14 protein-coding genes are annotated in these 18,249 nt (G+C 67.5%); 7 read left to right on the top strand and 7 right to left on the bottom strand.

Annotated features, from left to right (window positions below):
- Positions 1-9: 9 nt before the first annotated feature.
- The 4 genes from FBY39_RS07995 (at position 10) to FBY39_RS07980 (ending at position 4,618) form a co-directional block, all read left to right on the top strand.
- Complete coding sequence (locus FBY39_RS07995) at positions 10-1,485, top strand: sugar ABC transporter ATP-binding protein (RefSeq protein WP_141931728.1); 1,476 nt, start codon at positions 10-12, stop codon at positions 1,483-1,485.
- Positions 1,482-2,528 (top strand): ABC transporter permease, encoded by a 1,047-nt coding sequence (locus FBY39_RS07990; RefSeq protein WP_141931725.1) that lies wholly within the window; start codon positions 1,482-1,484, stop codon positions 2,526-2,528. Before FBY39_RS07995 ends, FBY39_RS07990 begins: the two co-directional genes overlap by 4 nt.
- A gap of 122 nt (positions 2,529-2,650) precedes the next feature.
- Positions 2,651-3,826: an ROK family transcriptional regulator gene (locus tag FBY39_RS07985; protein WP_141931723.1), complete on the top strand. Its 1,176-nt coding sequence runs from the start codon at positions 2,651-2,653 to the stop codon at positions 3,824-3,826.
- A 75-nt stretch (positions 3,827-3,901) separates the two neighbouring features.
- Positions 3,902-4,618 (top strand): GTP pyrophosphokinase family protein, encoded by a 717-nt coding sequence (locus tag FBY39_RS07980; RefSeq protein WP_141931721.1) that lies wholly within the window; start codon positions 3,902-3,904, stop codon positions 4,616-4,618.
- A 13-nt stretch (positions 4,619-4,631) separates the two neighbouring features.
- On the opposite strand, the gene FBY39_RS07975 is transcribed toward FBY39_RS07980, so the two are convergent.
- From FBY39_RS07975 to FBY39_RS07950, 6 genes are all read right to left on the bottom strand, one after another.
- On the bottom strand, positions 4,632-5,807 hold the full coding sequence (locus tag FBY39_RS07975) for a DUF916 domain-containing protein (protein WP_141931719.1): 1,176 nt from the start codon (positions 5,805-5,807) through the stop codon (positions 4,632-4,634).
- Between the two features lie 77 nt (positions 5,808-5,884).
- Positions 5,885-7,153, bottom strand: coding sequence for a hypothetical protein (locus tag FBY39_RS07970; RefSeq protein WP_141931717.1), 1,269 nt, complete (start codon positions 7,151-7,153; stop codon positions 5,885-5,887).
- Positions 7,154-7,173: 20 nt separating this feature from the next.
- A complete protein-coding gene (locus FBY39_RS07965) occupies positions 7,174-8,187 on the bottom strand; it encodes a sugar phosphate isomerase/epimerase (protein ID WP_260837491.1) in 1,014 nt (337 codons plus the stop codon).
- A 284-nt stretch (positions 8,188-8,471) separates the two neighbouring features.
- Positions 8,472-9,740 (bottom strand): hypothetical protein, encoded by a 1,269-nt coding sequence (locus FBY39_RS07960; RefSeq protein ID WP_141931717.1) that lies wholly within the window; start codon positions 9,738-9,740, stop codon positions 8,472-8,474.
- A gap of 20 nt (positions 9,741-9,760) precedes the next feature.
- Entirely contained in the window at positions 9,761-10,786 is a 1,026-nt protein-coding gene (locus FBY39_RS07955; protein WP_260837490.1) for a sugar phosphate isomerase/epimerase, read from the bottom strand.
- Between the two features lie 91 nt (positions 10,787-10,877).
- Complete coding sequence (locus tag FBY39_RS07950; protein ID WP_141931715.1) at positions 10,878-14,336, bottom strand: PQQ-dependent sugar dehydrogenase; 3,459 nt, start codon at positions 14,334-14,336, stop codon at positions 10,878-10,880.
- A 366-nt stretch (positions 14,337-14,702) separates the two neighbouring features.
- Here FBY39_RS07950 and FBY39_RS07945 point away from each other — a divergent pair, with 366 nt between their 5' ends.
- From FBY39_RS07945 to FBY39_RS07935, 3 genes are all read left to right on the top strand, one after another.
- Positions 14,703-15,269 carry a hypothetical protein gene (locus tag FBY39_RS07945; protein ID WP_141931713.1) on the top strand — a complete coding sequence of 189 codons (567 nt, stop codon included), beginning with the start codon at positions 14,703-14,705 and terminating at the stop codon, positions 15,267-15,269.
- Positions 15,270-15,356: 87 nt separating this feature from the next.
- Positions 15,357-15,617, top strand: a complete 261-nt coding sequence (tatA, locus tag FBY39_RS07940; protein ID WP_141931711.1) for a twin-arginine translocase TatA/TatE family subunit — start codon at positions 15,357-15,359, stop codon at positions 15,615-15,617.
- Between the two features lie 77 nt (positions 15,618-15,694).
- The gene (locus tag FBY39_RS07935) at positions 15,695-16,657 is read left to right on the top strand and encodes a DMT family transporter (protein ID WP_141931708.1); all 963 of its coding nucleotides are present in this window, start codon (positions 15,695-15,697) and stop codon (positions 16,655-16,657) included.
- A gap of 86 nt (positions 16,658-16,743) precedes the next feature.
- Here the strand turns inward: FBY39_RS07935 and FBY39_RS07930 are convergent, their stop codons facing one another.
- Positions 16,744-18,153 carry a hypothetical protein gene (locus tag FBY39_RS07930; protein WP_141931706.1) on the bottom strand — a complete coding sequence of 470 codons (1,410 nt, stop codon included), beginning with the start codon at positions 18,151-18,153 and terminating at the stop codon, positions 16,744-16,746.
- Between the last annotated feature and the right edge of the window lie 96 nt (positions 18,154-18,249).

Below are 18,249 nucleotides of genomic sequence, written 5' to 3'. Positions count from 1 at the left end.
GTCAGAGGCGTGACGAAGTCCTTCGGGGGTGTGCGCGCGCTGCGCGGAGTGGATCTGGAGATCCTTCCGGGCGAGGTGCACTGCGTGCTCGGGCAGAACGGCGCGGGCAAGTCCACGCTCATCAAGACTCTCGCGGGCGTGCACAAGCCTGACAGTGGCGAGATCTCCTGGCAGGGGGAACGCGTAGACATCGCGACTCCCGAGGCGGCGATCGAGCTCGGCATCGCCACGATGTACCAGGAGCTCGATGTCGTCGACGGCCTGACGATCGCCGAGAACATCTTCCTCGGCCATGAACTGGCGCGCGGCGGATTCACCCGGCGCTCGGAGGCGGCGAAGCAGACCCGAGAGCTCCTGCGCCGCCTCGGCCACGAGGGCCTCTCCCCCCACGCCGAGGTCGGCACACTGTCTGCTGCCAATAAGCAGATCGTGAGCATGGCGCGGGCTCTCTCGCACGACATCAAGCTCATCATCATGGACGAGCCGTCTGCCGTTCTCGACACCGAGGAGGTGAAGAACCTCTTCCACGTGGTCGGAGAACTCACGTCGGCGGGCATCGCCGTCGTGTACATCACGCACCGACTCGAGGAGATCCGCGAGATCGGCGACCGGATCACGGTCCTGAAGGACGGACGCACGATGGCGACCGGCCTCCCCGTTGCGGACACTCCGACGAGCGAGCTGATCAAGCTCATGACCGGACGCTCGGTCGAGAACGTCTTCCCGCCCGCCGTCCCGATCCCCGACGACGCGCCGCTCGTGCTCGAAGTCGAGTCGCTCGGAGTCTCCGGCCTCTTCGAGGACGTGTCCTTCACGGTGCGCGCCGGCGAGATCGTCGGCCTGGCAGGTCTCGTCGGTTCCGGTCGATCCGAGATCCTCGAAACGGTCTACGGCGCGCGCCGGGCGACCTCGGGTCGTGTGAGCGTCGGAGGCGAACGCCTGCGTCCCGGCTCCGTCGTCGCCGCCGTCAATGCCGGCATCGGACTGTCGCCCGAAGAACGGAAGAGTCAGGGCCTCGTCCTCACCGAACCGATCTTCGTCAATGTCACGCTGGCCTCCCTCAGCAGGTTCGCCAAGGCGGGCTTCCTCGACGACCGCTCAGCACGCGCCACCACGCGGGAGCAGATCGAGGCGTTCGAGCTGCGCCCCGCCGACCCCGATCGAGCCGCTGCCACTCTCTCCGGCGGCAATCAGCAGAAGATCCTCCTCGCGCGCTGGCTCGTGCACGGGACACGAGTCCTGCTGCTGGACGAGCCGACTCGCGGCGTCGATGTCGGTGCTCGCGCCGAGATCTACGCCCTCATCCGCCAGCTCGCCGCCGACGGCAACGCCGTCGTGATCGTCTCGAGCGAGATCGAAGAGGTCCTCGGCCTCGCCGACAACGTCCTCGTCGTCTCGGACGGCCGCGTATTGAAGACCCTCCCCGCTTCGCAGATCGATGAGCACGGCGTGCTCGATCTCGTCATGAAAGGAACCGCCGCGTGAGCGAGCAGACCACCCCCACAGCCTCGACGGCGCCCCCCACCACGTCGAGTGTCGCCATCGAGACCCCGAAGTCTCCCCTCCGCCGCATCCTGTCCGGTTCCGTGGGACGCAACCTCGGCCTGGTCGTCGCGCTCATCCTCCTGATCATCGTGGGCGCCGTGACAGCGGGAGACAGCTTCCTCGGCGTCTCCAACCTCCTCACGATCCTCCGCCAGGCCTCCATCATCGGCGTCATCTCCATCGGCATGACACTCGTCATCATCGCCGGCGGCATCGACCTCTCCGTCGGAGCCGTCATGGGCCTCGCCTCCGTCGCAGCCACCCTCGCCGTCATCCAAGACGTCGTCCGCGACACCCACTGGATCTTCATGATCCTCATCGCCCTCGCCGTCGGCGTCGCCGCCGGCCTCATCAACGGCATCGTCATCGCCTACGGCAACGTCGTCGCCTTCATGGCCACCCTCGCCATGCTCGTCGCCGCACGCGGCCTCGCCGAAATCCTCGCCGAACGCCGCACCCTCGTCGTGAACAGCCGCGACTTCATCGACTTCATGAACACCAACCTCCTCGGCGTCGACATCCTCATCTGGATCTTCGCGATCGTCTCCATCCTCGGCTGGATCGTCCTGAACCGCACCACCTTCGGACGCCGCACCGTCGCCATCGGCGGCAACCGCGAAGCCGCACGCCTCGCAGGCATCAACGTCAAACGCCACACCATGTGGCTCTACGCCATCGCCGGCCTCACCGCCGGCATCGCCGCCGTCATGATCCTCGGCCGCACCACCGCCGGAACCTCCACCCACGGCCTCCTCTACGAACTCGACGCCATCGCCGCCGTCGTCGTCGGCGGAACACTCCTCATCGGCGGCCGCGGCACCATCGTCGGCACCGTCTTCGGCGTCCTCATCTTCGCCACCCTCACCAACGTCTTCGTCCAAAACAACCTCACCTCATCCGTCCAAGCCGTCGCCAAGGGCGTCATCATCGTCGTCGCCGTCCTCCTCCAACAGCGATTCGCCCGACCCGGCGGCCGAACCTGAGGAAAACTTGCGCTTCTGCACGGCCGTCTATCGACGGATATGCAGGAAGCCGATGCCACAATCGTCATAAGTCCGTCGACTTCTGACGGCGAACCACAATAAGAAGACTGAAGTGTGACGATATGAGCATCGACTCGACCGGAGTATCGGGCGTAGGACAGCTGTTCCAGCTCCTGCGCGACGGAGTCCCGCGCACCCGCGCGGAACTCGCCAAATCGACCGGGCTCGCTCGCTCCACGATCGCCGCCCGCGTCGACGAGCTCATGCGAATGGGGCTCATCACTCCCATCGCAGAGACCGTCTCGACGGGCGGACGTCCTCCGTCGCAGTTCGCCCTCAATCCGGGGGCGCGCCTCGTGCTCGCCGCCGACATCGGGGCCTCGCACGCGACGCTCGCCGTGACGGATCTGGCGGGATCGATCCTCATCGAGCACAGCGAACCCCTCGACGTCACGCTGGGTCCTGTGCCCGTCCTGACGTGGATGGTCGAGCGCGCCGGCGATCTGCTCGCGCGGATCGGGCGCAGCACGTCCGACCTCGCCGCGATCGGCATGGGCATCCCAGGCCCCGTCGAGCACTCGACGGGGCAGCCCGTCAATCCGCCGATCATGCCGGGCTGGGACCGCTTCGACGTCCCCGGGTGGACTCGCCAGCACCTCGATGTCCCCGTCCTCGTCGACAACGACGTCAACATCATGGCTCTCGGCGAACGGGCCATCGCATGGCCCGGCGTCGAGCACCTGATGTTCGTCAAGGTCGCAACGGGCATCGGGTCGGGGGTCATCTCGGGTGGCCTCCTGCAGCGCGGCGCTCAGGGCATCGCGGGTGACATCGGACACGTGCAGGTGGCGCGCGGCGCCGGAGTCCCCTGCCACTGCGGCAACAAGGGATGCCTCGAAGCGCTCGCCTCGGGTCCGGCGATCGCCCGGACTCTCCGCGCGCAGGGCGTCCCGGCCGAGAGCGGCAACGACGTCGTCGAGCTGGTCAAGCGCGGCAACATCGACGCGATCCAGGCGGTGCGGCAGGCCGGACGCGATATCGGCGAAGTGCTCACGACGTGCGTGAGCCTCGTCAATCCGTCGGTCATCGCGATCGGAGGATCCATGGCGCGTGTCGGCGAGCACCTCATCGCCGGGGTGCGGGAGGTCGTCTACACGCGCTCGATCCCGCTCGCGACCGAGCACCTCGCGATCGTGCAATCCGCGGCCGGCGAGAACGCCGCCGTCCTCGGGGCGAGCATGCTCGCCATCGAGCACGCCCTCTCCCCCGACACTCTCGCCTCACTCGTCTCGGCCTGAGATCCCTGCACGGGACGCCTGGCGGCATCCCGTCTTCCCAGTCGCCTCGTAGGGAGCGCCGATAGCGTCGATCCCATGGTCGACAGCGCCGGCATCCTGCACCAGTCAGACGAGTCGGTCACCTTCTCACCCGGCGAACTGCGAACGCTCCGCGACGCGTTCCAACGCTTCCTCCTGGAGTACCAGTTCGGCCTCCGCGAGGTCGAGACGAAACTCGCGATCCTGCGCGAGGAATTCCAGTTGACCCACGACTACAACCCGATCGAGCACGTGACGAGTCGCGTCAAGTCACCGGACAGCCTCGTGGAAAAAGTCGGCCGCAAAGGGATCGAGACCGATTTCGAGAGCATCCGCGCGCACATCACCGACATCGCCGGCGTCCGCGTGACCTGCAGCTTCATCCACGACGCCTACCGTCTGTTCGACCTTCTGACGCAGCAGGACGACATCCGCGTCCTCCAGGTGAAGGACTACATCGCCGAACCCAAGCCGAACGGCTACAAGAGCCTCCACGTGATCGTCGAAGTTCCCGTCTTCCTCTCCACGGGTCGGATCGCGGTCCCCGTCGAGGTGCAGTTCCGCACCATCGCGATGGATTTCTGGGCGAGCCTCGAGCACAAGATCTACTACAAGTACGACAGCCTCGTCCCGGCCGAACTGCTCGGCGAGCTCAAGGCGGCGGCCGACACCGCGGCAGAACTCGACGCGAAGATGGAGCGTCTCCACCGAGAACTGCACGGGAGCCCCGACAGTGCGCCGAGGAAGCCGGCCAAACCGGCACTCCTCGCCTGACGACCGCCTGAGCTCAGACGCCCCGGTCGGCTGCCTGCTCTGCGGGTGCGTTGGCGTTGACGGGCGCGTCGGCATCGGCGGACGCATCGGCGGGCGCGTCGGCATCCGCGGCATCCCGCGCCGCTAGCGCTGCGGCGACGGCTTCGTCGACCTCACGCTGACGTGTGCGCTTGGCACGGCGCCGCGAGACGATCAACCACACCACGAGCCCGATGACGACGAGGAGGACCGCGAGAGCCGTCCACGGGATGGTCCACGTCGACGCGGATGCGGCGACAGCCGTGACGGCCAGCGCATCGCCGACGGGAGCGCCGGGGCGCTGCACGACATCGCCGCCCACCGAGACGTCGGCGGTTGTGAAGAAGAGGGGCAGAACTCCGTCCACCTCGATCGTGCGCTCGAGCGAGCTTCCGGGGAGGAGCTCCGGCACGTCGGCGAGGGACACCGTCGTCGCTCCCCACCCGAACAGTCCCGACACGTCGACCGAGCCCCCTGGCGCGATGCGAGCGTTCCCCGTGTTGGTGAGGGCGAAGGTGACGGTCGCGGCGCCGGCGGCGAACGGGTTGAGCTCGCCCTGGTAGTCGATGCGCACGTCGCTCACAGTGAGGGACGGCACGATGTCACCAGCGACGCGCAGATGCATCCGCGACCCGAGCCGCCGCTCCGTGATGACGCCGCTGTCGGATTCGACGCTCATGGATGCCACGACACCTGCCGCGTAGTCTCCGGGCTGGACGGTAGACGGGATGACGACCTCGAAGGGCACCTCCGTCGTCTCGCCGCCGGCCAAGGTGATCGAATCCTGTCCGAGATCGATCCAGCTGCCGAGCTCCGTCGACGGCTCGCTGCGGGCGAGCAGGTCGAGTGATCCGTCGGCGGTGAGGAATCCGTCCGCGGCATACACCTCGAGCGTGATGGGGCTCGAGCCTCGGTTCGTGACGAGGATCGCGTCGGAGAACATCGCCCCCGGCAATGCCTCGTACGAGAAGTTGGGGCGACCGCTCCCCTGTGCGGTGTCGGCGGGTCGCGCGCTCCACGAGACGGTCGTGTCGTCCTCGGCGGGTGCAGCGACGGCGACGGACGCACCCGCGCTGATCGACCCTGTGGCGAGGGCGAGCGCGATGGTCCAGCGGAGGACGCGGAAGCCCCGCGGGCGCGGGGCGGTCGTGACGGGTGCTGCGTGCGGCATGGGAGAGCTTTCTGGGCGTGCGACGGTGGTATCCGCCCGGACCCCAGCGTAAACCGGGGTCCGGGCGGACGGGGGGATCAGCTGAGCGCGGTCAGCGTGATGGTCGCGGAGTAGGTTCCCTGCGGGGTGTCGAGCGGGAGCTTCAGCTCCAGATCGGCGCCCACGACAGAGGCTCCACGTGCGTGACCGGTGTCAGCGCTCGCGAGGGTGCGAGCGACCGACAGTCCGTCACCGCTGTCGAAGCCCGAGGGAACAGCGGCACCGGCGACAGCGCTGCCTTCGTTCTCGAGGACTTCGGGCATCCAGCCGAGGTACTTGCTGGAGACCGTCTGACCACCGGCGGTGAAGTCCGACACCTGAGCGGTGACCGACCACGCCGGGTTACCGGCACGCGTGTCCTGGACACGGATCGGGACGATCGAACCCTCCGCGAGGAAGTAGTCCAGCTCCTCCGTCGCGACACCGAGGTCGACGAGGTCCGACGTGCCCTCGAGCGACCACGACAGCTCGCCCGCAGCCTGCTCGGGAACCGTGACAGCGATCGACTGGTCACCCGCGGGCGGGGTACCGGGCGCGTCGCCCGTGAAGTCGCCCGTGACCGAACCGGCCGCGTTTCCGGCACCGAACGCAGCGACGGGGTCGTTGCCCGACAACGCGATCGCACCGTAGACCGTCGTCCCGGCAACACGGAGGTTGGCCGTGTTGTCGGTCAGCGAAAGGTCTCCACCGATCTTGTTGCCGAACGCGTCAGCTCCACCATCCGAGTCCGCACCGATCAGAACGTCACGCGAGCTCCCGCTCACCGACATGCTGCCCTGAACGATCGCACCGCTCACCGAGACACCGAAGTCGGAGTCCTGGATGTCGACGTCACCGACGACCGACGTGCGGATCAGGTCGACATAGCTGGCCTCCTGCGTCAGGACCGACCCACCGATCGTCGCGTCGACGATCTCGACATCCAGACCACCCGCCGCGACGCTCCCGCCGACCGTGAGGTCGTTGATGTACAGGAACCCGGCGTTCTCGATCGAGTAGACACTGATGTCACCCGCAACGCTCGTCCCATCCAGCGACACACCATACGGGTCGGTCGCGACGACGTCGCCACCGACCGTGACCGACGTCGCGTCGAGCCAACCATCAGCATCGACGATGATGTCGCCCGTGACCGTCGCGCCACCGAGGACACAATCCGCGCCACCCGCGACCATCAGGTTCCCATCGACCGTGACGTCGCCCAGATCACCCGAGCAGCTCAGATCCGCCGCATACGCAGGAACCGCAATGGCCCCACCCGCGACGACCAGCACCGCAACAGCGGATGCTTTCCAACGATTCTTCATTGATGTTCTCCTGATCCGGGTCAGCCGCGGAGAGCGGCGATCTTCTGATAGCTACGCTCGGCGTTGCCGAACGAGTTGACGGGGTTCGGTGCGACGGCCGTCGAGCTGGCGTTGTCCTGCTCCCACGACGTGTAGCGCTGGCCCTTGTCGCGGAGCGCTCCCAGGAACTCGGCGTAGTTGATGTTGCCCTCGCCGAACTCGATGATGTCGTAGCCGTTGGAGCTCGCCGGGTTGAGCTTTCCGTCCTTGAGGTGCAGGAACGGGAAGCGGCGGGGGTCGCGCTTGATGTAGTCGATCGGCTTGAACCCGGGGTACAGGTAGGCGCCGACGTGCGCCCAGTACACGTCCATCTGGAAGTACGCCAGGTCGCGCTGCACGTTCTCCCACATCAGGTCGTAGATGCGCTGGTTGGTGTCGGTCGTGAAGTTGAACTCGCCGGCGTGGTTGTGCATGTAGAGCTTGATGCCCGCAGCCTTCGCCTTCTCGCCCATGATGTTCCAGTTGTTGGCGGCAGTGAGCCACGCAGCCGACGTCCGGCCCGACGCGACGGCGCCACCCTGGCCGAGGTTCGGCAGTCCGAGGATCTGCGCCGTCTCCAGCTGTGCGTCGATGTTGTTGAGGTTCAGGTTGACGTGCGAGCCGGCGGCGCGCAGCCCGTTGTCGTCGAGCAGCTGCCGGATCTCGGTCGGCGTGATGGCACCGACCTGACCCTGCGTGTATCCGGCGAACTCGATCTCGGAGTAGCCGATGCGCGAGAGCTCTTCGAACACGGCACGGAAGCCCAGCGAGCTGACCTTGTCGCGAACGCTGAACAGCTGGATGCCGATGCGGTTGATCGGCACGAGGCGCGCTCCCCCGCTGACGGTGGGAACGGCCGCGGCGGCCGAGCCGTTGATCGCCGATGCTGCGGTCGGGGCCATGACAGCCCCGGCGCCGACGGCGACGGATGACGCCGCGAGCGCCTTGAGCAGCGACCGGCGCGACATCGGCTTGGCCGACACCGTCGGGTGCGCGTGATCGTGGTGGTGACTCATCTCTCTCCTTCGAGGTGCAGCCGAACCGGGGTCCCGGTTCGGTTTGGGGTGGGTGGCAGCTCGGCCGGAGCCGGCCCACCACCTGCGACTTGTGTGTTGACGACGGTCAGGCTCGTCGTGGGCTGAGGAAGAGTCACGGGGCACCTCCGGACTCGCTCTGCGCGTTCTGAGACGCTGGTGCGAGTCGGGACTCAGGCGGCATGCGGCGTGCTTTCCTACGTGGATGGACGGGGGGATGTCCGCCCGGACCTCGACGTGAACCGGGGTCCGGGCGGACGGGGGGATCAGCTGAGCGCGGTCAGCGTGATGGTCGCGGAGTAGGTTCCCTGCGGGGTGTCGAGCGGGAGCTTCAGCTCCAGATCGGCGCCCACGACAGAGGCTCCACGTGCGTGACCGGTGTCAGCGCTCGCGAGGGTGCGAGCGACCGACAGTCCGTCACCGCTGTCGAAGCCCGAGGGAACAGCGGCACCGGCGACAGCGCTGCCTTCGTTCTCGAGGACTTCGGGCATCCAGCCGAGGTACTTGCTGGAGACCGTCTGACCACCGGCGGTGAAGTCCGACACCTGAGCGGTGACCGACCACGCCGGGTTACCGGCACGCGTGTCCTGGACACGGATCGGGACGATCGAACCCTCCGCGAGGAAGTAGTCCAGCTCCTCCGTCGCGACACCGAGGTCGACGAGGTCCGACGTGCCCTCGAGCGACCACGACAGCTCGCCCGCAGCCTGCTCGGGAACCGTGACAGCGATCGACTGGTCACCCGCGGGCGGGGTACCGGGCGCGTCGCCCGTGAAGTCGCCCGTGACCGAACCGGCCGCGTTTCCGGCACCGAACGCAGCGACGGGGTCGTTGCCCGACAACGCGATCGCACCGTAGACCGTCGTCCCGGCAACACGGAGGTTGGCCGTGTTGTCGGTCAGCGAAAGGTCTCCACCGATCTTGTTGCCGAACGCGTCAGCTCCACCATCCGAGTCCGCACCGATCAGAACGTCACGCGAGCTCCCGCTCACCGACATGCTGCCCTGAACGATCGCACCGCTCACCGAGACACCGAAGTCGGAGTCCTGGATGTCGACGTCACCGACGACCGACGTGCGGATCAGGTCGACATAGCTGGCCTCCTGCGTCAGGACCGACCCACCGATCGTCGCGTCGACGATCTCGACATCCAGACCACCCGCCGCGACGCTCCCGCCGACCGTGAGGTCGTTGATGTACAGGAACCCGGCGTTCTCGATCGAGTAGACACTGATGTCACCCGCAACGCTCGTCCCATCCAGCGACACACCATACGGGTCGGTCGCGACGACGTCGCCACCGACCGTGACCGACGTCGCGTCGAGCCAACCATCAGCATCGACGATGATGTCGCCCGTGACCGTCGCGCCACCGAGGACACAATCCGCGCCACCCGCGACCATCAGGTTCCCATCGACCGTGACGTCGCCCAGATCACCCGAGCAGCTCAGATCCGCCGCATACGCAGGAACCGCAATGGCCCCACCCGCGACGACCAGCACCGCAACAGCGGATGCTTTCCAACGATTCTTCATTGATGTTCTCCTGATCCGGGTCAGCCGCGGAGAGCGGCGATCTTCTGATAGCTACGGTCCGCGTTGCCCAGAGAGTTGAGCGGGTTCGGCGGCACCGCCGCCGTGGCAGCGTTGTCCTGCTCGTACATACCGAACCTCTGACCACGGTCGCCCAGCTGGGAGAGGAACTCGGTGTAATTGATGTCGCCGGCGCCGAACTCGATGATGTCGTAGCCGTTGGAGTTCGCCGGGTTGAGCTTTCCGTCCTTGAGGTGCAGGAGGGGGAAGCGTCGCGGGTACCGCTTGACGTAGTCGACGGGCTCGAACCCCGGGAAGCGGTACTGTCCGACGAACGCCCAGTAGACGTCCATCTCGAAGAACACCTTGTCGGCGTCGAGGTTCTCGAGGTACAGGTCGTAGACGCGCTCGTTCGTGTCCGTCGTGAAACCCCACTCCTGGGAGTGCGTGTGGGTGTAGAGCTTGAGCCCTGCAGCCTTCGTCTTCTCACCCATCTGGTTCCACGTCTCGATCGCCGTCATCCACTGCGAACGGGGAATCGGTCCGCCGTATCCGCCGGCAAGGGGGCCACCCTGGCCGAGGTGAGGCATCCCGAGGATGTTCGCGGTCTCGATCTGCGCGTCGATGTTGTTCGGGTTCAGGTTGTTGTGCGCGCCGACCGCCCGCAGGCCGTTGTCGTCGAGCAGCTGGCGGATCTCGGCGGGCGTGATCGGGCCGACCTGGTTCTGCGTGTAGCCGGCGAATTCGATCTCGGAGTAGCCGATGCTCGCGAGCTCTTCGAACACGGCGCGGAAGCCCAGCGAGCTGACCTTGTCGCGGATCGTGTAGAGCTGGATGCCGATGCGGTTGATGGGAACGAGCCGGCGGCCCGAGCTCACGGTCGGCAATGCCGCCTGGGCGGTGCCGGCGGCCGAGGCCGCAACGGGTGCTGTCAGAGCCGCCCCCGCTCCGATCGCGACCGATGACGCCGCGAGCGCCTTGAGAAGCGACCGGCGCGACATCGGCTTGGCCGACACCGTGGGGTGCCCATGATCGTGGTGGTGACTCATCTCTCTCCTTCGAGGTGCATCCGAACCGGAGTCCCGGATCGGTTTCGGGTGGGTGGTGGGGCCGGCCGGAGCCGACCCCACCACCTGCGATCTACTGCTTGACGGCGAGGCTCGTCGTGGCCGTGCTCTTGGCCACTCCGCTCGACCCGTTGTAGGCGGCCTGCACCTGGTAGGTGCCGACCGTGCCGAGCTTCGGCAGAGTGACGACGGCGTTTCCGGCCTCGTCGAGCGTGCCCTGAACCGTTGCCACCGTGGACGAACCGCGCTTGACCGTCACCGTGACGGAGCCCGTCGGCGCGATACCGGTCGAGGACTCGACCGTGATCGTCGCCTTCGCGGCAACCGCCGGCTTGACCGGGTTGGGCGCGACCGACACCTCGGACGACGACTTGGCCTGCGAGATCGTCAGGCGAGCGATGCCCGCCGACGTCTTGAAGACCTCATCGGCACCGTAGGTGGCGCGGATGGTGTGCGTTCCGACCGGCAGATCGTCCGGCAGGTCGATCTGGACCGTGCCGTCGGCACCGAGGGTGCCGTTGCCGATGACGGTCTCGCCGACCGTGAGGACGACGTCACCCGTGGGGGTTCCGCCTTCGCCCAGGACGCGGACGCCCACCGATCCCGTCGCGCCGTACGTCACGCGCGGCGAAGCGAGCGTCACGAACGTCTGCGAGTCGACTGTCGGCTCGTTGGGAGCGTCCAGGTCGATCGTGAACGACACCGTCTTGACCTCGGAGACGTTGCCGCCCGTGTCGGTCGCCCGGTAGGAGAGGTTGTACACGCCGTTCTGGTTGAACGTCACGCCGTACTGCTGGTTGGCTGCGAGGTTCGTCCAGTTGCCGCCGTCGCGCTGGTACTGCACGCTCGCGAGCGCTCCGTTGTCGGTGGCCTGCACCGAGAAGCGGACCGGCTCGTTGAACACGCCGCCGACGCCCGTGGGGGTAGCCGGAGCGAGCGTGTGCGCGACCGTCGGAGCCGTCACGTCGCCGACACCCGCACCGGTCATCCGGATGGAGTCGACCGCGAGCTCGTCTGCAGACGTGATGAACAGCTGACCGGTGCCGGTCGGCTTGTTCGTGAACGGAACCGTGACGTCCTTCCATCCGGAGCCACCGGGGATCGTCGCCGTTGCGAAGGGCTCGGCGGTCGCCGAGTTCCAGCGCAGCTGCACGGTCCCGCCACCGTTGGCGCGGACGACCGCTCCGTCGATCCCCGCGAAGTTCACGGGGTCGTAGCGGAGGAAGTCACCGTTGCCGAGGCCACGGATGGCGTTGCCGCCGGATGCCGACTCGTCACCGTAGATGACGACGCCGCTGCGCTGGATCGCGTGCTCGGCCTCCTGCGTCTTCGGGTTGAGGCGGAGAGCCGCTTCACCCTGTGCCGCCGGGATGCCGTTGGCACCAGCATCCGTGTATGTCACCACGACGGTGCCGTAGAGGAGCGCGCCCGGGCCGTGCTGAGGCGAGTTGGGGTCGGTGCGCCATGCGCCCGTGCAGCCCGTGCCTGCCACCTCGGGGTGAGCGTGCTCATCGTGACCGAGACCGTAGGTCCATGCCACGCGCGAGCACACGGTCGCGTTTCCGTCTTCCGCATCCGCTGTCGTGATGCTGAACGGGATCGCCTGACCCCAGTCGAAGAACGAGCCGTTGCCGGGGAACCCGACATTGACCGTCGGCGCCTGGTTTCCGACCGAGATGACGCGCGACGTCAGGGCGAACTTGCCCTTGCCGTCGGACACGCGGAGGCGAGCCGTGTAGGCGCCGAGCTCCGTGTACGTGTACGAGGTCGTCGCACCCGTCGCATCGAACGTTCCGTCACCCGTGAAGTCCCACTCGTAGGTGAGTGCGTCGCCGTCGGGGTCGGTGGAGGCCGTCGCGTCGAACGAGACCGTGAGCGGAGCCGTCGACGACGAGATGGGCGTCGCGGTGACGCGAGCCTGCGGCGACTTGTTGCCCTCGGCGTACGAGATCCGGTAGAAGCCCGAGTCGGGGTTCTGACGGAAGAAGCCGTCACCGTACTCGAGCACGTAGAGCGAACCGTCGGGTCCGAACTCCATGTCGATCGGGTTGTCGTGGATCGGCTGCGCCGCCGCCGTCAGAGCGACGTTGGGCAGGAAGTCCTCGATGTTGGTGACCTCGAGCTCCTCGTTGAACGTGAACGCCGCGATGTAGTCTTGCGAGAACTCGCCGAAGAACGCCTTGCCGTCCCAGTACGCCGGGAACTTCGCCGTCGACGGGTTGGTCTCGTCGAAGTGGTAGATGGGTCCACCCATCGGGCCCTGGCCGGAGCCGGAACCGAAGTTGACGAGCTCGTCCCACGGCTGGTCGCCGGGGTTGTCGCCGTAGTACAGCGTCGCCTCACGTGCCGGCGGGAGGTTCGTCAGACCCGTGTTCCACCGCGAGTCGTTGACGAGGTTCTGCGGGTCGAAGAACGCGCCCGCCGTCGCCGTCGCGAAGTCCCAGTCGTTGTACGCGGCGTTCGGGCCGTGCACGTAGGGCCATCCCGAGTTGTGCGGGTCGTCGAGGCTCGCGATGTTCCACTCCACGAGACCCATCGGGCCACGCACGCCGCTGGCCGCGGCGGCCTTCGACGCGTCCGGTCCGTAGTCGCCCCACGAGATCGTGTTGGTCTCGGCGTCGACATCGAAGCGGAACGGGTTGCGCACGCCCATGATGAAGATCTCGGGACGCGTTCCCTCGGTTCCCGGAGCGAACAGGTTCCCCTCGGGGATCGTGTACGAGCCATCTGCCTGGGGGGTGATGCGCAGGATCTTGCCGCGGAGGTCGTTCGTGTTGCCCGCACCACGACGAGCGTCGAAGCCGGGGTTCATGCCGGGCGCGTCGTTGTTGGGGGCGAAGCCGCCCGCACCGGGCGTCGAGGCGGGCGTGTTGTCGCCCGTCGTCAGGTAGAGGTTGCCGTCGGCATCGAAGTCGATGTCAGCTCCGACGTGGCAGCACTGTCCGCGCTGCACCTCGACCTCGAGGATCGTCTTCTCCGAGGCCATGTCGAGCTTGCTGCCGTCCCACGTGAAGCGGGCGAGGCGGTTGACACCCTTCCACTGGTCCCAGTAGCTCTCGTCCGCGCCCGCGGGGAGCGAGTTGGGAGCAGAGCCGGTCGGGGTGTCGGGCTGTCCGTCGCCGTCGGCATCGAGCGGCGCGTACACGAGGTAGACCCAGCCGTTGTCCTCGAAGTCGGGGTCGACCGCGATGCCCTGGAGTCCGTCTTCGGAGTTCAGGTACACGGGCAGCTGGTTGACGATCTTCGTGACGCCCGTCGCGGGATCTGTCAGGCGCACGTCACCGTTGCGAGCGGTGTGGAGCAGCTTTCCGTCGGGGAAGATCGTGAAGCCGATCGGCTCCCCGATGTCCTTGGTCAGCAGGGACTTTTCATAGTTGCCCCACGCGAGGGCGGGTTCGGCTTCGTTGGCGCTCGCGCTGGGTGTCTGGGACACCGAGGGCGCGAACGTCAAGCCCGCCACGGCGAGTACCGCGGCGGTCGCGTAGGCAAGTGCTCTCTGAGGGAGCGCGAGCCTGCGGGAAGTATCATTCATGTGACACATCTCCTGGTTGGATTGCGAGTTTGATCAGGGTTTGTCACCACGGTCGGGTCGCGTGCATCTCTAGGGGCGACCCGATCGTGCTGTCGGCAGTCGGCCCGCTGGGGGCCTCACAGCTCGTCCTCCGCTCTTCTTCGAGTGTTGGTCTGACGGGCGCCCCTCTTCGCGGCGACCGAGGCACGGCACTGGGATGACCGGCAATCGACATACTGGCTGAGGTTTTGCCACGCGTCAATCAAAAGTTGCGTGAAGGTGGTTACTATCCTGGCGGCGAGCGAGGTACCATTTGCTGGCGGGTGCAGGAGAACGAGGAGCGAGAGCCCTCTCCCGCGCCTCTCACTTCGACGATGAAGGTGACTGATGTTGAACCAAGACTATTCGCGTGAAAGCGTCCTGACACGCCCCAGCCGCGGAATGATGTTCCTGATCGCGAGCGTCGTCCTCGTCGCCTCGGTCATTCTCGGGGCACTCCCGGCATCCGGTCATGGCGGGCCGGTCGGCGCACAAGCAGGGCCCACGGGCGGTGGCGGCGTCTACGTCTACATCTTCTATGAGCGCGACCTGCACGCCGTCGACGACGTGACACGCGCGACGGTCGAAGGCACGCTCGACGACCAGAAAGTCGGGCCGATCGAGCTCGTCGCGAGCACGACGTCGCCCGGACGCTGGGAGAGCCCGAGCGATGTGTTCCCCGACGGTCGCTGGAGCCTCACCGTCCGCTACACCGAGCACGGCAAGGACGGCATGGTGCCCGACCCCGTGCAGGTGAACGTCACGGGCGGGTCCGACGTCACCCTCGCGAGCGCAGACAGCGCTGCGGCATCCATCTGGCCGTTCGCTCTCGCGGGCGGAATCGCCGTCGCGATCGCCGGCGTCTTCGTCGCCATCGGCGTCCGACGCCGGGGCCGCGTCGAGGCCGGCCGTTGACTTTTTCCATGAGACAAGCAAAAGTTGATTGTCAGCATCCGCATTTTCGCCGGATGCTTCACACGCCGCACCCAATGGAGGGCTGACATGCTGCAAGGACTCACCGGCTGGCACTTTCTGATCATCCTCGCCGTCATCCTCCTGCTGTTCGGCGCCGCGAAGCTCCCCGCGCTGGCGAAGAGCATGGGCCAGTCCGCTCGCGCCTTCAAGGGCGAGATGAAGGCGATGAAGGCCGAGGACGCTCCCGCGGCGACGACCGTGGCTCCCGCTGCCGCGGCTCCCGCCCCGCTGCAGACAGTTGCCCCGACGACGGCACCCGAACACGCCGACGCGACGACACCTCGCTGACGCCCCGGTCCAGACGCCTCTGATTGGCCCGTGGCCCTGAGGGGCCGCAGGCGGTCCGCGCCCGGCACACTCGGGGGATGAACCCGACGCTCTCGACTCGTGCCGGCATCGCCTGGGGCCTCCTGGGTGTGCTGGCCTTCTCGTTCACGGTGCCGTTCACCCGGATCGCCGTCGAAGCCCTCCCGCCGCTCTTCATCGGTGCGGGCCGGGCCGTCGTGGCCGCGGCACTGGCCGGGATCGCTCTCGCCGCCACGCGTCAGCGCCGTCCTACCCGGCGCCAGGCACTTCGGCTCGGCGTCGTCGCAGCCGGCGTCGTCGCAGGATTCCCCCTCCTGACATCGTTCGCCCTCACGACGGCGGATGCGAGCCACGGCGCCGTCGTCATCGCGCTCCTCCCGGCGGCGACGGCCGTCGCGGCCGTGCTCCGCGGGCGTGAGCGCCCGCCCCGTCGCTTCTGGATCGCCGCATCCTGTGGTGCTGCCGCCGCGGTCGCGTTCGCGTTCCTGCAGGGCGGCGGTCTCGGCGGAATCACGTGGGCCGACCTCCTGCTCTTCGGCGCCGTCGTCGCCGCGGCCGGGGGTTACGCGGAGGGCGGCCTCCTCGCGCGCGAGCTCGGCTCGTGGCAGACGGTGTCGTGGGCGCTCGTCCTGGCATCCCCCCTCATGCTCGGGTTGACGGCGGTATCCGTCGCGCAGCATCCCGTCGAGGCGAACCCCGCGCAGTGGGCGTCGTTCGCCTACCTCGCCGTCGTGAGCATGTTCCTCGGGTTCTTCGCGTGGTACCGCGGACTCGCGATCGGCCCCATGGCGACCGTCAGCCAGACGCAGCTCGTGCAGCCGGTGCTCACGATCACCTGGGCCGCCCTCCTCCTCCACGAACGGCTGACGTGGCCGACCGTGGTCGGGGGCCTCGCCGTCATCGCGTGCGCAGCTCTCGCCGTCCGCATCCGCCTCTCCCCGGCATCCCCCGCCCCGCCTCCTCTGTCGACCGCACCGTCCCCGTCGACACTCCGTGATGTCGACGAGGCACCCCGTCGTTGACGCACAACAACGGGGTGCCTCGGTGAGAACCCGCGATCTCGACGACGATCGTGCGAGACCGGCGGGGTCACGGTCATGGGGAGGGATCAGTTGAGGATGAAGGTCACCGTCTGCGTGTTGCCGGCGACGTCGTGGACGACGAGGGTGTTCTCTCCGCGGACAGCGCCGAACGTGCCCGGCTTGATGAAGTTGACGTCCGACCAGGCGTTGTTCGACAGGTCCTTGACGACGCCGTTGAGCACGACCTTGTCGATCTTCCCCGCGTCAGACAGCTTGAAGCTGACGAGGTCGTAGACGCCATCCGCTCCGACGGTGTACTGCGCGCCGGTCTCCACCGTCGCGACGGGCTTCGTGGCATCGATCGTCACGTCGAACGTGCGCGTCGCGGAGATGTTCCCCGCGAGGTCCTGTGCGTTGTATCGCACCGTGTAGGCGCCGTCGGGCAGCGTGACCGTTGCGACATGGGATGCCGAGAGGGCGCCGTTCGCCGGAGTCTGCGTCGAGGCCACGAGAACTCCTCCCTTGTAGACGTTGGCGACGATGCGCTGGAGACCCTTGTCATCGGAGGCGTCGACCTGCAACGACAGCGAGGAGAAGGGGCCCGCGGTCGTCGGTGCGACGAGCGTCGTCGTGGGGCGCGTCGTGTCGGGCAGCTCCTCGAGCGTCACGTGGAACGCGGCGCTGAAGAAGTACAGCGGAACAGCCGCCGAGTCGACCCAGTAAGCGCCGTCGCGCTCGGTGATCGTCATCGGGATGTCGGGGTAGCTGATCGGAGCGCTGCCGGTCGCGGCCGTCACCGAAGCGACGCGGTAGCCCTCGGGGGCCGTGATGCGCATGCCGAGTTCGCCGGGAAGGTGACGGATGACACGGTAGCCCGTCGTCTGCGCCTCGTAGCCGCCCGGAAGACCGGCGTACTCACTGCCGGGGAACCACTGACCGCCCGAGCCGAACTCGATCGAGGTCAGTCCGCTGACGACACTGCCGTCGGTCTTCGTGACCTTCGCGACGACGCCGAGCGCCGTCATGCCGATGAGGCGCTCTTCGCCATCCTCGTCGATCACGACCGGCAGCGTTCCCTGCGCACCGAAGTACTGCGTCGTCTCCATACGACGGATCTCGGCGGCGCTCGTGGCACCGGTCGCGTCGAAGAAGACCTCGTTGGCGGGATCGTTCGGGTGACCGAGGTAGAGGGTGGCGGGGCCGACCGGAACGTCCGTGAAGCGGTAGAGGCCATCGGCATCCGCACTCTTGTAGTGACGCGTGCCGTTGACATCGATGAGCTGCGCCGCGAGCGACGTGTTGAGACGGTCGACATCACCCGCGGGCGACGTCTTGCTGGTGTCGAAGAGCCCGTCGGCGTAGCGGTCGTCGAAGCGGGTGACGGTGAGGTCGCCCGTCGCGGAGGTCTCGTCGGCGAGCGCGGGCAGCGGCGCTGCCACGAGGACGATCAGGGCAGCGGATGCCGCGGCGATGACGGAGCGGTGTTCCAGTCGCATGGTGGTTCTTCCCCAGTGTGAGTGTTCGAGAGCGAGTCGGGCGTGTGCCCACTCCCGAACCTATGCAGGCTGCCGCCGCCCCCGGCCGCTCCGCCC

The sequence above is a fragment of the Microbacterium sp. SLBN-146 genome (genome assembly GCF_006715145.1).
Lineage (GTDB): Bacteria > Actinomycetota > Actinomycetes > Actinomycetales > Microbacteriaceae > Microbacterium.
Note: the sequence above shows the minus strand (reverse complement) of the source record. Positions and strands in the feature narration are given on the sequence as shown.